The 15,280-nt window shown below is 41.5% G+C and carries 11 protein-coding genes and 1 pseudogene; 8 read left to right on the forward strand and 4 right to left on the reverse strand.

Features of this window, described 5'->3' with window-relative positions; all coding sequences use genetic code 11:
* Positions 1-19 precede the first annotated feature (19 nt).
* The 4 genes from GUY17_RS05860 to GUY17_RS05875 all read left to right on the forward strand — a co-directional run bounded on the left by GUY17_RS05860 (position 20) and on the right by GUY17_RS05875 (position 3,657).
* Positions 20-1,063 carry an alkene reductase gene (locus GUY17_RS05860; RefSeq protein WP_162022573.1) on the forward strand — a complete coding sequence of 348 codons (1,044 nt, stop codon included), beginning with the start codon at positions 20-22 and terminating at the stop codon, positions 1,061-1,063.
* 240 nt (positions 1,064-1,303) lie between these two features.
* Positions 1,304-2,626 (forward strand): leucine-rich repeat-containing protein kinase family protein, encoded by a 1,323-nt coding sequence (locus GUY17_RS05865; RefSeq protein WP_254439911.1) that lies wholly within the window; start codon positions 1,304-1,306, stop codon positions 2,624-2,626.
* Positions 2,627-2,835: 209 nt separating this feature from the next.
* Positions 2,836-3,027 (forward strand): ribbon-helix-helix domain-containing protein, encoded by a 192-nt coding sequence (locus tag GUY17_RS05870; protein WP_011636565.1) that lies wholly within the window; start codon positions 2,836-2,838, stop codon positions 3,025-3,027.
* 285 nt (positions 3,028-3,312) lie between these two features.
* Positions 3,313-3,657: a zinc ribbon domain-containing protein YjdM gene (locus GUY17_RS05875; RefSeq protein ID WP_011636566.1), complete on the forward strand. Its 345-nt coding sequence runs from the start codon at positions 3,313-3,315 to the stop codon at positions 3,655-3,657.
* Between the two features lie 50 nt (positions 3,658-3,707).
* Here the strand turns inward: GUY17_RS05875 and GUY17_RS21275 are convergent, their stop codons facing one another.
* From GUY17_RS21275 to GUY17_RS05885, 3 genes are all read right to left on the reverse strand, one after another.
* The gene (locus tag GUY17_RS21275; protein ID WP_302476622.1) at positions 3,708-3,836 is read right to left on the reverse strand and encodes a hypothetical protein; all 129 of its coding nucleotides are present in this window, start codon (positions 3,834-3,836) and stop codon (positions 3,708-3,710) included.
* 736 nt (positions 3,837-4,572) lie between these two features.
* On the reverse strand, positions 4,573-5,112 hold the full coding sequence (locus GUY17_RS05880; RefSeq protein WP_162022575.1) for an NADPH-dependent FMN reductase: 540 nt from the start codon (positions 5,110-5,112) through the stop codon (positions 4,573-4,575).
* Between the two features lie 155 nt (positions 5,113-5,267).
* Positions 5,268-5,945 carry a pirin family protein gene (locus GUY17_RS05885; protein WP_162022576.1) on the reverse strand — a complete coding sequence of 226 codons (678 nt, stop codon included), beginning with the start codon at positions 5,943-5,945 and terminating at the stop codon, positions 5,268-5,270.
* 174 nt (positions 5,946-6,119) lie between these two features.
* Between GUY17_RS05885 and GUY17_RS05890 the strand changes: the two genes are divergently transcribed.
* The 3 genes and pseudogenes from GUY17_RS05890 (at position 6,120) to GUY17_RS05895 (ending at position 8,815) form a co-directional block, all read left to right on the forward strand.
* Entirely contained in the window at positions 6,120-7,004 is an 885-nt protein-coding gene (locus tag GUY17_RS05890; RefSeq protein ID WP_162022577.1) for a LysR family transcriptional regulator, read from the forward strand.
* Between the two features lie 320 nt (positions 7,005-7,324).
* Positions 7,325-7,635 (forward strand): annotated as a pseudogene (locus GUY17_RS21185) (transposase); the annotation flags it as partial.
* A 38-nt stretch (positions 7,636-7,673) separates the two neighbouring features.
* Positions 7,674-8,815, forward strand: a protein-coding gene (locus GUY17_RS05895) for an IS3 family transposase (protein ID WP_162022578.1) whose coding sequence is annotated in 2 segments (ribosomal slippage) — positions 7,674-7,926 and positions 7,926-8,815 — 1,143 coding nt in all. Because the reading frame shifts where the segments join, the coding sequence is not laid out codon by codon here.
* A gap of 490 nt (positions 8,816-9,305) precedes the next feature.
* On the opposite strand, the gene prpD is transcribed toward GUY17_RS05895, so the two are convergent.
* Positions 9,306-10,796: a 2-methylcitrate dehydratase gene (prpD, locus tag GUY17_RS05900; RefSeq protein ID WP_162022579.1), complete on the reverse strand. Its 1,491-nt coding sequence runs from the start codon at positions 10,794-10,796 to the stop codon at positions 9,306-9,308.
* Positions 10,797-11,840: 1,044 nt separating this feature from the next.
* On the opposite strand from prpD, the gene hsdR reads away from it, so the two are divergent.
* Positions 11,841-15,257 (forward strand): type I restriction-modification system endonuclease, encoded by a 3,417-nt coding sequence (hsdR, locus tag GUY17_RS05905; protein ID WP_162022580.1) that lies wholly within the window; start codon positions 11,841-11,843, stop codon positions 15,255-15,257.
* The last annotated feature ends 23 nt before the right edge of the window (positions 15,258-15,280 follow it).

Below are 15,280 nucleotides of genomic sequence, written 5' to 3' on the forward strand. Positions count from 1 at the left end.
CAAGAAAGGAGATCGTCACATGACGGCAAGTTTATTTACACCATACAAACTCAATGACACCCTAACATTATCAAACAAGATTTTAATGGCACCATTAACGCGTTGTATGGCGGATGATGATCTTGTTCCTACTCAAGCTATTGCAGACTATTATGCTCGCCGTGCTGAAGCAGGCTTAATAATCAGTGAAGCGACAATTATCCGTCCAGATGCGCAAGGCTACCCAAATACCCCTGGTTTATTTACTCCAGCTCAAATCGACGGCTGGCGCGTAGTGACCGATGCAGTGCACAAAAATGATGGCAAAATTTTTTCTCAGCTTTGGCACACTGGCCGTGTAGCACACTCACACTTTTTTGATGGTGGCGACGTGTTATCTGCTTCTGCTCAAGCTGTAGAAGGTACTGTGCCTAGAATGCGCGAATTAGTTTACCAAACGCCAAAGGCTGCCACGTTAGATGATATCAAGCAGTTAGTGATTGACTATGCTCAAGCCGCTGCAAATGCGATTGATGCTGGTTTTGATGGCGTCGAAATTCATGCTGCAAATGGTTATTTGATTGACCAATTCTTACATCATGACAGTAACCGTCGTGAAGACGAATACGGCCAAACTCCTGAAAATATGTCACGCTTTGCCTTAGAAGTGGTTGACGCTATTGTGGCTAGAATTGGCGCAGATCGCACCGCTATTCGAGTATCTCCTGGTGCCTATTTTAATATGGCAGCCGATCCTCGCGACCGTGGCGTGTTTGACTATTTATTACCTGAGTTGGCTAAACGCAATTTAGCATTTTTACATGGCGGTATTTTTGACGACTCAATGCAGTTTGATTACTTAGGTGGCAGCATATCGACCTACCTACGCAGTGTTTACACTGGCACGTTAGTGGGTGTGGGTAGCTATACCGCCGAAACGGGCAGTGCAGCCATTAGCGACAATAAGTTTGATTTGTTGGCGATTGGCCGTCCATTTATTGCTAATCCAGATTATGTGGCAAAAGTGCGTGATGGCGGCGAATTAGTGGCATACGCCGACACCATGTTAACGGAATTGATTTAACCTAGTTTGTTGTTTTACGTTACTGATTTCAGCAGAGGTTAGTAAAACGTAGTTTGTAGGAATCCATTTCTAAGCAGTATTTTCTATGCTAGAAATGGCGCTAAAACTATCAACCCCAATTTGTATTTTTTAGCATCCGTCTTGGCCACAGCTTTTGCTGTGGTCTTTTTTTTGGCAGAAATTTGTCTCAGTGAGTGCACTCTATTACTATGTCGACAATTTTCGGCAAAGAGAAACATGATGCAAACACTGCAACAATTAAATGATGGTTTGTTACTGGGTTATCAACGGGTCAGTATCGCAGAACAACTCACGGAATTTCCTGTAAAACTGTTTGAGTTAGCCGATACCCTAGAAGTGCTCGATCTTGGCAATAACCAATTATCGTCATTGCCCGATAACTTTGCTGACTTGCATCAACTTAAAATCTTGTTTGTGTCGAATAACCTATTTGATCATCTGCCAGCAGTATTAGGCCAGTGTCCAAAGCTCGAAATGATAGGTTTTAAAGCTAATCAAATTCGCACCGTACCCGAAGCATCCATTCCAAAGCAAACTCGTTGGTTAATATTAACCGATAACCACATTGAGCAGTTGCCAGACAGTTTAGGCCAATGTCATCGTCTGGAAAAACTCGCGTTAGCGGGTAACCGATTAACCGCACTGCCTAATAGCATGGCTAATTGTCATCAATTGGCTCTTATCCGTTTATCGGCTAACCAGCTTACCGCCTTACCACATTGGTTATTTGAGCTACCTAACTTAGCCTGGTTGGCTTTTGCAGGTAACGCGTTTAGTCATGTAGAACATTGCGATAATACTCGCGTACCTATCGTGCCATTAACCCAGTTTACCTTAGGTCAGTTACTCGGGCAGGGTGCATCAGGATTGATTTATCAAGCGACTCACCATACAGAAAACTCAGTTGAGGCAAACTTTAGCTGCGACGCTGATGTCGCAATTAAGTTGTTTAAGGGCATGGTGACCAGTGATGGTTATCCAGCAGATGAGCTTGATTGTTGCTTAACCGCTGGCGAGCACCCTAATCTGATTAATGTGGTGGCACAAATTAATAAACCAGAACAACTGGGTTTAGTGATGCAACTTATTCCACCAAGCTACGGTAATTTAGGTTTACCGCCGTCGTTGCAAACCTGTAGCCGTGACACTTTTGAAGCACAAACGGTATTTACCTGGGCGCGCATTACTCATATTGCCAGCCAAATGGCTGATATTTTGGCTCATTTACACCAAAATGGGATTAGCCATGGTGATATTTATGCCCACAACATCATGATAAATACCCACGATAACGTGTTGTTTGGTGACTTTGGTGCCGCCTCAAATTTAAAGCAGTTTACCCCACAGCATTTGCAATTAATGCAAGCGATTGAGGTTAGGGCGTTTGGTTATTTGGTCGATGACATGCTAAACCTCATCGATAACCCAAACACACCACAAGCGGCAATGTTGCGCCAGTTAGTGCAAGATTGCTTGCAGCATAGTTCATCAACAAGACCGAGTTTTAAAGCGCTGTTACCACGTTTAGCGAGCATTGCTTAACAGATAAACACACTCGGGCTAAGGCATCATTAGGTTTAACCAGCCTAGTTGTTTAGCTCGAGTGAATAGCTCTATTTAATGACCTGAGTGAATAGTTCGAGTGAAAGGCTAGCAATAATAGTACGGCGAATAAAAAATCCAGAATATGGTCTTTAGCCACACACTGGATTATAATCAAATTATCATGTTGTAATGAAAGGCTAGCCACTGTGGAAAATAAAACTGCACGTTTTACTGTATTAATGGACCCGCTAAAAAAGCAGGCATTTGAACAACTGTGTGCTGCGCAAGATCTCACCCCATCACAAGTCACCCGTCAGCTTATTCGCGAATACCTCGAAAAGCATGATGTGAGTTTTGGTGACAATCAAAGTCGCCCTAATCCACAGGTAAAAAGCTAAGCTTTAATTCACCAATTGTTAGGCTATTGGTGACACTATTAGTCACCTAGTGGCTATGCAAATTGTTACGTTAGTCGTTACGCTAGCCGTTACATTAGCGGGCAAGTGGATCAACTGGTTTACCACCCTAGGGTAGTCAATTTGTGATAATGGCATTATAATGTCATTACAATATTCGGCAGGATAGATACTTTTCTATCTCACGCCAATCGATAAAGCCTGTCGAACTGCGTATTAGCGCTGTTAACGTGTTCGACAACTGCCAAGAACACAGAGAGTAAAGATATGAGTGATGTAATCCCGCCATGCCCAAAATGTGAGTCTCCGTACGCTTATTCAGACGGCACATTGTTAATTTGCCCAGAATGCGCCAATGAATGGAACCCAAATGAAGAAGTGGTTGATCCAGACGCCATCATTTTAAAAGATGCCAACGGCAACTTATTAGCAGAAGGCGACAAAGTCACCTTAATCAAAGACCTTAAAGTAAAAGGTTCATCACTCGTGCTTAAAGTCGGCACTAAAGCAGTGATCAACCACTTTGTCGACGGCGACCACGACATCGATTGTAAAGTCGATGGCAACGGCCAAATGATGCTGAAATCGAAGTTTGTTAAAAAACAAAGCTAATAACGATTGAACTAGTCGTTATAAGTGACCATTAATCAGCTTTAGGCTGATTAACAAAAAATCCCCGCAGGCAGCAATGCCAGCGGGGATTTTTTTATGGTCACCGGTTCAAGTCCCGCCGCCTCCACCAATTTATAGAAGGGCTTAGCAGCAATGCTAAGCCCTTTTTCTTTGTCCATTTTTGCATGGTAACTTTATACATTAACTTCATTTTTAAACTAACATCAACGTCGTGGCGCTTTGCCCACACCCGGCCAAGAGGAAATCAACGGCTATTCCCTCTTGGCTCTTTGCTCTTTGCTCTTTGCTCAAGAATTGGCCATTACAAGCCGTCCCACAACATTTTCCAAATGGATTAAACAACAGCTGCGAAAAGGTCGTCATGGGGATAGATCCAGCTTTTAACTTCGTTTGAATCTTGCTTCGGCCCATCTTGCAGTAAAAAGTGAAAATGCTAACGTTTCCGATAGGCATCTAATAGGTAGGATGCCTTATAGCACATGGTCAATGATGTTCCCGACATCATAATGACATTTCCAATATCCATATAGATCAGATGTGCGAGAAAGGCCTGTCAGACTCACGAATTCTGTTGTAAAGAGTCTTCAACGGCCTCAATTGTTATTAAGCCTGAAACTATGGATCAGCTCATGCATTCTGTTGTAAAGAGTCTTCAACGTCATCAAGTTCAGAGTTGAATCACGCCAATTGCAAGCAAGGTATGCAAATCATTTTCTCCCCATTTCATTTTGCTTAGACTCGCCAGTTTCGAGGAATTGAAGATGGAATGACCTACTTAACTCTAATCCAAATGTTTCTAGCGTTCCCAGGCCTTACCAGAACCCCTTATTGTTGACGTTTGGACTACAAAAAAGAGTTGAGTATCACAAAATAATGCCTAGACCTGAAAGGATATTAAACTGCGCTGACAAAAGCTGTTACAACGTTTGTAAGCTCCTGATCTTTTTCAGCATTTAATTTACCATCAACAAAGTAATCATAAAAACGACCTAAGCTATACGTACCTTTAATATCGGCTCCCCACCACGGCATTAATTGCGATAATGTTTGAAGGTTAGTAGCACCACCATTAGGGCCTGGAGAAGTGCTAAGTAACAATACTGGTTTCTTCGTTGCAAACATTGGATTTTGTAAATCGCCTAAACGAGAAACCCAGTCGATTAAATTTTTAAATTCTGCAGGTATTCCACCATTGTGCTCTGGAGAAGCAATGATGAAAGCATCATATTCAGCAAATAACGCACGTACTTGTTGAGCCGTTTCAGGATGGCCTTCGCTTTCTTCTCTATCTAAACTAAAGAAAGGCATTGGATAATCTCGAATATCTAGCATGGCAACGTCATGCCCTTCAATTTTGCTCGACGCTAACTCTAGTAGCATTCTATTGATAGAGTTTTTACTGTTACTTGCTGATACGGTGAGTATTTTTGTCAAGATTAAATTTCCTATATTATGAAAGATTGATTGTTGAATTAACAATTAATCCTTTTGGTTTTTAAATTAATTTTTTAGTTATAGCTAATTTAGTACTAATAAAGCGTAATCTCCAGCCGTTCTCTCAGCAGTGATAACCTTAAGTAATAACATATTTAATTCGCCTTATTTAAATAAATAAGTGTTAGATGAACTTGTTCGCTGAGCGCAGTAAAATCTAATTTTTCATCACGTACCAAATCACCATCTTTTACTTCAACACCATTAAGAACACCTTCACCACCAGTGACATAAGCAATAAACTCGCCCTCCTGGGTGACATTCTTATTTTTGCTGAGCAAACCAACTTCAATAACAGTTTCGCTATCAAGTGTGACACTTTGTGATTTATTGCCACCATAAACACGTATCATTTGGTCTTTTTTAAGATCATGAAATTTATAACTTGCAGGCTCACCGGCCGCTTCAGGTAAGACCCATAATTGGAGCATTCTGTTTTCTACATTATCAGGGTTAATTTCATTGTGTACAAAACCTTCACCACCAGCACGTTGTGCTTGCACTTGATTGGCTTGCATTGACTTGCCGTTTTCCATAGAGCCTTGGTGCTCTATACTTCCTTCAAGCATAACCGAAATGACATCCAATTCTTTATGTGGGTGCATGCCCGTTTGACCTTTAGGCGTAAAACGCGCATCAGCTAAATATATAAAGTTGCCAAGTCCATTCCATGTATCGTTTTGTCCGCCAATTTTGTTATCAACAACAAGACGGGTTTCTTTTAATCCTGCAAATCCACCTCTGTGTAATGAATCTTTACTTAATAACTGCATTTTAATTTCCTCTTTCATTACTAGCTGATAACAAAAATCAACTTACTGTTTGGTCTTTTCGAACTGTAAAGCTATTATATATTTAAAATATTTGATTAAAATAAAGTAATACTGACAAATATGTTCGAATTGACTGTACATTAATATCAGTATCAAAGTATCAATAGGTGGCTAGTGAAATTATCTTTAGAAGCTTGTGAGGTGTTGGATGCGATAGACAGAAAAGGCAGCTTTGCCGCAGCCGCAGCCGCTCTATATCGCGTACCGTCCACAATTACTTATACGGTACAGAAATTAGAAGAAGATTTAGGGATTATGATTTATCGACGAGAAGGTCGAAGATCAATCTTAACGCCTGCGGGTAAAGTGCTACTTGATCAAGGTCGAGAGTTACTAAAAGCAGCTCAAAGTATTGTAGAAACAGCAAAACAAGTAGACAGTGGCTGGGAATCTCATATCACTATAGCACTCGATACTATTTATGATATTGAAGAGTTATATAATGTCGTTGAAGAGTTTTATAAACTTCAAACCCGTGTTGAAGTTAATATCACTGAAGAAGTATTAGCAGGGAGTTGGGATGCAATTATTGAAAATAGAGCTGACTTAGTCATCGGTGCACCCCACCCAGAAATAAACACTCAAGGAATTAAGTTTGAAGAAATTAAAGTAGCAGATTGGCAATTTGTGGTAGGGAGAAATCACCCTTTACTCGAATACGATCTCCCTTTATCAGAAGATGATATCAAGCCATTTCATTCAATTATCATTAAAGATTCTTCAAAAAGGTCCCCCGCCATGACTCATAGGATATTTGAGAAGCAAACAGTGTTACGAGTTGCCTCGATGGAGCAAAAGATATCAGCTCAAATTAGAGGGCTAGGAGTTGGTTTTTTACCAACGCATCGTATTACTAATCACCTTGAAACTGGGGAGCTGGTTTCCCTTAAGATCGCTAAAGATGCACCATTAACTCCTCTGTTCATTGGCTGGAGAACAAATAACAAAGGCAGGGCAATAAGATGGTTCATCGATAAATTTCGTGAATGTAATAAATAACACGCACATATTAAAGAAGTAAATTCATAACTTTTTTAGGCTAAATTAAGTGGTCAGTAGCCTAAAAATCATGCATTTCATCCACTTCACTAGACTGCTTTTAGTTAAGAATAAGATTCTATTTCATTTAAATTATCTAAAAGGTTAATGGCTGCAATATCGGATTTCCTGCCGTAAACCTTTGAATTATTTACGGCGAGATTGAACCTTAATAACAAGGCCACTCCAAATTATTGGCGAATATTTAACCATCACTCTAGTCTTTAGTTATCTATATTTACTTGCAGGTAATGAATGATGGCTAGTCCAAGACAGGTGTAAACATACCTAATGGTTTAATGTTCTGTGTAAAAGACTACATAGTGCTGGTTAAAGATACCGGGCGAATTATTCGTCAAGATAAGCGATGGGCAATGAGTTAAAGTAACCAAGATATTCTCAATAGACTGAATATACCCGCTGAAAACTGGTTAAAAATCACCACAGAGTTTGGTGCCTTATTTAAAGGTGCAGTCGGGGCGTTACCTGCCTTAACAGAAGATTGTGAGCATCAAGAGCGAAAACGACGCAAAGCGCTTCAAACTGCCAGCGCTGGCTGTATTGTGGCTTAATGAATCTGTACACCGATTGAGGTAAACTTCCTTTAAGATAAAACGGTGTAAAAAAGTAATGAAAACTCAACCAACTTACTCAACAGAATTTAAAATAGATGCTGCAAACCTCGTTATTAAACAAGGTTACACTACGAGTGAAGCTTCCAAGGCTACGGGGGCAGGTCCAACAGCGATTAGACGTTGGGTGACTCAACTTAGGCAAGAATTTGAAGGTATTACCCCATCATCTCATGCCATCACTCCTGAGCAAAAACGAATTCAAGAGCTTGAAGCGCAAATTAAGAAGATTGAATGGGAGAAAGACATCCTAAAAAAGGCTACCGCTCTCTTAATGCAAGACAACATCAAACGATAGCGTTAATTGAATCGTTATCGAGAGAGCAGAACATCGTCAAACAGCTTTGCCATTTATTTGAAATACCGCGAAGCAGCTACCATTATCATCTCAAACATCGTGGATTAGTGAAGCCTGAACTAGGAAAACTGCGCCAGCAAGCGATTGCAATCCACCGTGATAGTCGTGGCTCTGCAGGGGCAAGAACGATAGCAGGCCAGCTTAATCAATTAGGTGAAAATGTTGGCCGTTATAAGGCCGCGAGTTTAATGAGAGATGCAGGGCTAATCAGTAACCAACCCAGAAAGCATCGTTACAAGATAGCAAATGATGAATCTAAAATAGCCCCTAATTTGTTAAAGCGGCAGTTTAACGTTGAAGCAATAAATCAGGTTTGGTGTGGTGACGTGACCTATGTTTGGTCTGGAACCAAATGGCTCTATTTAGCGGTGGTAATGGATTTATACGCGAGAAAGATTGTGGGTTGGGCATGCTCTGACAGTCCGAATACTGATTTGACTTGTGCAGCATTAAGAATGGCATTTGAAAGCCGTGGGCGTCCAAGAAACGTAGTGTTTCACTCTGATCAGGGTTGTCACTACAGTAGCCTTCAGTATCGACAAATGCTTTGGAAATATCAGATAACTCAAAGCATGAGCCGACGAGGAAACTGCTGGGATAATGCGGTAATGGAACGTTTTTTTAGAAGCTTTAAAACAGAATGGATGCCTAAGTATGGCTACAACAGTTTTGATGAAGCAAAGCATGATGTGCTGAATTATATATTGAAGCACTACAATATAAAACGGGGTCATAGTTATAACAATTATATGACGCCAACAGCAGCCGAAATGGCAGCGTAAAGACGCAACTCCTGTTGGTGTACAGATTTAGTTGACCACATCACTGTGCGCTTAAGGCTTAATCTCTAAAACTAAAACTAAAACTAAAACTAAAACTAAAACCTGATTTCCAGCTTGATATCAATCAAGCCACTAGTGCTGTGTTTGATCTACCGCATTGCTCACCATTCTCCATCTAGCGCTCAGTTTATTGATAATTCCCATATAATTTATACATTTGAATAGTCCAGAAGGTTATCGCAACTAAAGCTAAAAGCAGTTATGTTAATTATCATAAAATGGGTGGCATGGTTAATTTCGGCTAGATGGCAAGCGGTGGCGGGCGATATCAAGCGATGACAATCTAAGAGCCTAGGACTCTACGCGACTAGATGCTATACAATCAATAGCAACAGCCTAGTCGCGCAGCGATCCTAGCAGGACGAAGTCCGCTCTAGCAGTGACGAAGTCACGCCCTCTGGCGAGCCTGCGATTTCCTAGAATCTAGCACCTAGAACCCGATAACAAATAAGTCCATAAAGCGGTTTACTGGCGTGGCCTCTAGCGTGGTTTGATCTTTACACACAGTGAAGATCGTTTGGCACTGCTGGTTTGGGAAACGTGATGCTAAGTTCGCTTTGAATTTCAGCTCCAATAGCGGCATTCCTTCCTTACGACGGCGGCGATGACCCACTGGGTATTCTACAACCACTTCTTCTGTACTGCTGCCATCGTTAAAGAAAACCTTAATCGCATTGGCGATAGAGCGTTTATCCGCTTCTAAATACTCTGCCGTAAAGCGCTTATCTTCGACAATCTCCATTTTGTCACGCAGCTCATCGATGATGGGATGTGCGCCGTGAAATTCGTCTTCATAATGGTCGGCGGTCAAACTGCCGAACACCAACGGAACCGCAATCATGTATTGCAAGCAATGGTCGCGGTCCGCAGCGTTGGCAAGCGAACCCGTTTTTGAAATAATTCGAATGGCTGACTCGTGGGTGCGGATCACAATCTTGTTAATCTCCGCCAAACGAGATTTTACCTGAGGATGTAGTATAACCGACGCTTCTGCGGCGGTTTGCGCGTGAAACTCGGCAGGAAAGGAAATCTTAAACAAGATGTTTTCCATCACATAAGAGCCATAATCTTGGGAAAATGAAAACTGACGTTCAGCCTGGGGTTTGAGCGCTTGGTCTTTATTGGTTTTCGAGAAGGAGACATCGTAAAATCCCCATTGTGGCGCGGTTAACACGCTTGGTATACCCATTTCACCGCGCATTGACATGTTGGCCAAACAAACCGCTCGTGAGGTGGCATCGCCCGCAGCCCAAGATTTACGAGAGCCAGCATTTGGTGCGTGACGATAGGTGCGCAGTGCACCACCGTCGGCCCAAGCTTGAGATATTGCCGCCATGATTTGCTCTCTGTTGCCGCCCATCATTTTAGTAACAACCGCAGTGGAGGCCACTCGTACTAATAATACGTGGCATAAACCAACCCGATTAAACGAGTTTTCTAGCGCAATCACGCCTTGAATTTCATGTGCCATGACCATCGCTTCAAGTACTTCTCGCATCATGAGAGGCGGCTCGCCATTTGACAGTCTAACTTGAGATAAATGATCCGCCACGGCCAGAATGGCGCCTAAATTATCCGATGGATGCCCCCATTCAGCTGCTAACCAAGTGTCGTTGTAATCGAGCCAGCGAATGATACAACCAATGTCCCACGCGGCTTTTACCGGATCGAGAGTCAGCGATGTTCCTGGCACTCGGGCGCCATTTGGCACCAATGTGCCTTGTACGATAGGTCCGAGGTGTTTGGTGCACTCAGGAAAGCGCAGCGCGAGCAGCCCACAACCTATTGTGTCCATTAAACAGTTACGAGCGGTGTCGAGAGCTTCTTCGCTGCAGACTTCAAACGTTAATACATAATCAGCGATATCTTGGATGACATGGTCGTAATCGGGACGATTGTTAATATCTACATTACTACTCATTTTGAATCCTTATTCGTTTGATTTGTTATTTGCTGCTAGAAGGCTATAAAATCAATAGCCTAGAACGCTGCGCTGCTAGAAGGCTATAAAATCAATAGCCTAGAACGCTGCGCTGCTAGGACGCTACGCGGCTAGAGGCTATAAAATCTTAGCAGCGAAGCTGCCCCTATACCAGCGATGACAAACTAAGAGCCTAGAGCGCTGCGTTGCTAAGACGCTCTGAGACTGGAGACTGGAGGCTATAAAATCAATAGCATGGATTGATGGGTTAACAGCGTGTCGCGGAAGTGATTGCACTTGGGGAGCACAACTGGGTAAGCATGCGTTCGGGCATTACTAAAAAATATACTTTTGGAACAACAATAACCGGTTCAGATGTGGCGGCGTCACCTGAATTGGTGCTTCAATATCTTGTTTATAAATGATTATTGTTAAGTTGATTGTTATCGATGTTACTTCTGGTGTTACTAAAAATAATTTCCACGCCTACAACTAAAGTTATCTCTAGTTGAAATATTTACAAAATAAGCTCCGACCATATCCGCGCTAATCCAGCGTAAACCAGCACTGTTTTTTGTGAATCGAGTTCATCATAATTTTAAGCTCGCTTGAAGCTTATTGTAAACCAGTAACTAAGTTAACTAACCCTGGGTGTCATAAACAATGATTACTCACTGAGCTTTCACTGAGCATTCACTGAATCAACAGTGATCACTCAATGTATGCGCATTACTACATCGACCGGTATGTCTTGAGTGCTCAGTGATAAAATTATCTTGCCATTAATAGAGCTTGGTTTTTACTTACTAGGCTTCAAAGAGGCTTCAAAGAGGCTTCAAAGAGGCTTCAAAGAGGCTTCAAAGAGGCTTCAAAGGGGCTTCAAAGGGGCTTCAAAGGGCTAGAGTTAATAATCATAAACGTTTATCTACATTCTAGTTCTTAACTCTATGCTAGTTAAAGACTTTGTGGCAAACTCGAGTTTAAACTTTTATGATTTAATTGTTTGGGTTAGAAGTTGATAGTTATCTATGGAAGGGATCACTGATGGGAAGCAGTTTTAATAACTTCGATTTTCTTAAGCACCACGACGAGTTGTTATTTCGTTTAGCGCTAACAGCTGAGTCATGCTTTGCGCCAGATCCTAACACTACGCTTTTAAAGATGCGTCAGTTAGGTGAAGAGTTAGCCAAGAACATTGCGGCTCGTGTAGGTGTTGATTCCGGCAAAGATATTAAGCAGATCGATTTACTCAAAAATCTTGATTACTCCTTAAGGCTTGATCAACGAATCAAAGATGCATTTCATACCATTAGAAAACTAGGCAATAACGCTAACCACGATATTACTTCCAATAGTCATAGAGATGCCTTGCAGTCTCTGCAAATTGGTTATGCTCTAAGTGTTTGGTACCACCAGCTTTATGGTGGAGAAAAAGCAAAAGGATTTAAGCCTGGGCCCTATATCAAACCCAAAGACCCTTCTGATGAAGTTCGAATGCTCGAAGAGAAAATGCTTGAGCTTGAACGCAAACAGCAACGGACGACAGAACGATTAGCTGTTGCTGAATCTATTAATCAATTAGCCACCGAAAAAGCTGAAGCCGAGCGAAAACGCTCTGAAAAAATGCTTGCCGAAAGCAAAGTATGGGAAGAGGTTGCAATTGAACAAGAAGCGCAGCTAAACGAATATAGAGCGAAGATGGAAGCGGCTAATCAAGAATTACTGATTAACTTCCAGGCTAAAGATCAGAAAAGCAAAACGACAGAAATCAAACGTATTGAGAAACTGCCATTTCATATGGATGAGGCTGAAACACGCATCATTATTGATAAGCAACTGAATGACGCTGGTTGGAAAGCCGATAGTGTTAACCTCAGATTCTCCAAGAATGTTCGCCCAGTACCCAATGAAAATCGTGCTATAGCTGAATGGCCAACAGAATCAGGCCCAGCAGATTATGTATTATTTATGGGCCTTATACCTGTTGCTGTTGTTGAAGCTAAAAAGACTGCCAAGAACGTTTATAGCTCAATAGATCAAGCAAAGCGGTATGCAAAAGGACTCAAACCCAAAAATTCATTTACTATTGATACCGTATGGGGCGAGTACAAAGTTCCGTTAACATTTGCAACTAATGGCCGCCCATATCTTAAGCAACTCGAGCAAGAAAGTGGCATTTGGTTTCTTGATGTAAGAGATAACGCAAATAGGCGTAAAGCATTAAAAGGTTGGTATACGCCAACTGAAATAAAATTATTGCTGAAGCAAACTCCACAGCAAGCAGAACAAAAACTCGATGCAATGGATTTTAATTACGACCTCAAATTGCGTGACTACCAAGTTGATGCAATTAAGGCCGTAGAGCAAACCATTAAAGATGGCAAAGACCGAGCTTTAGTCGCTATGGCAACAGGCACAGGTAAAACAAAAACCTGTATCGCGTTAGTATATCGTTTACTTAAATCTGAACGTTTTAGGCGAATACTCTTTTTAGTTGACCGCTCAGCGCTAGGTGAGCAAGCGGCTAACGACTTTAAAGAAGTGCGGTTAGAGAATTTGCAAACCTTTGCCGATACCTTTGACCTAATGGATTTAGATGATAAAAGACCTGATGACAGTACCAAGGTCCATGTGGCAACGGTTCAAGGGCTCGTGCAACGTATTTTATATCCGAGTGATAACGATATTAAACCTGGTGTTGGCCAGTATGATTGTATTGTGGTTGACGAATGTCATCGCGGTTATTTGCTGGATAGAGAGCTTAGCGATACTGAAATCCTATTTCGCGACCAAAAGGATTACCAATCAAAGTACCGGTCAGTAATAGATTACTTTGATGCATTTAAAATAGGTCTAACCGCAACGCCAGCACTTCACACCGTTGATATTTTTGGAGAGCCCGTATATAGCTATAGCTACACTGAAGCCGTGCTTGATGGTTATTTAAATGATCATCTGCCGCCTGTTCGTATTCATACCAAACTTTCAGAGCAAGGCATACATTACGAAGTGAATGAGGAAGTGAAAGTATATGATGTCGAGAATAATGACATCAAAATTTATAACACCCCAGATGAGCTCGATTTTGATGTATCAGAGTTTAACAAAAAAGTTATTGCTCCTAGCTTTACCAAAGTCGTCACTAAGTGGTTAATCGAAAGCGATTCAATTAATCCTTATTCAGAAGCTAAAACACTCATTTTTTGCGTAACGGATAAGCATGCTGATGAAGTAGTGGAAGCGCTAAAACAAGCCTGTGAAGATTATCACGGTGAAGTTGAAGACGATGCTATTCAAAAAATCACAGGCGCTACAGATAAACCGCTAGAAAAAATTCGCTTATACAAAAATGACCGCCTTCCAAATGTTGCTGTTACCGTTGATTTACTTACAACGGGTATTGATGTGCCCAAAATTTGTAATTTAGTCTTTTTACGTCGAGTGAACAGCCGAATCTTATTCGAGCAAATGTTAGGGCGTGCAACTAGGTTATGCCCTGAAATTGGTAAAGGGCCATTTAAAATCTACGATGCGGTTGATATTTATAAGCAGCTAGAAAACGTCAATACCATGAAGCCGGTAGTCACTAATGTTGATATCAGCTTTACAGAGTTAGAGCGTGAAATGGCAGATGCTGCGAACGAAGATCTACAATCTCTGGCTAAAAATCAGTTTATCGCTAAGTTACAAGTAAAACGACGTCACCTTTCACCAGAACAACAAGATAAGTTTGAAACGCTGACTGGTCAGCCACCAGCTGAATTTATTAAAGACTTGAAAGCAATGCCTGTTGAAAAGATAGCCGAATGGTTTACTCGGCACCCTGGTCTAGGTGAGCTGCTAGACGAAAAAGTTAAAGGTGCTGGTGGCGGTAACACACAATATATTTCAGACCATGAAGATGAATTTACTAAAACCACCACAGGTTATGGCGATGGCCAAAAACCTGAGGATTATTTAAGCTCTTTTAACGACTTTGTTAATGCCAACAGCAATCGTATGCTCGCAATTCAAACAGTCGTGCAAGCGCCATGGGAATTAACCCGTCAAAGCTTAAAAGAACTGGCATTAGTGCTTGAACAAAACAAGTTTAGAGAACAAGATCTGCAGGTCGCTTGGAAAGAAGTTAAAAGTGAAGACATTGCTGCGCGTATCATCGGCTTTATTCGACAAGCCGCTATTGGTGAAGCGTTAATTCCATTTGAACAAAGAGTTGATCAAGCTCTTAAGCGAATACTAGCAAGTCAAGACTGGAAAACACCGCAAATACAGTGGCTCAATACTATAGCCAAACAAATGAAGGCTACCACCATTGTTGACGAAGCCGCGCTAGACCAGGGTATATTTTTACACCAAGGCGGAACAAAGCGCGCGAACAAATTATTTGAACAACCCGTATCCAATGTACTACTCATGTTTAATAAGGCCCTTTGGCAAGCTGATATGAGTAAATCTGCATAAGTATATTTTTATAAGCAATTCAT

Source organism: Shewanella sp. Arc9-LZ (assembly GCF_010092445.1).
Classification (GTDB): Bacteria; Pseudomonadota; Gammaproteobacteria; order Enterobacterales; family Shewanellaceae; genus Shewanella.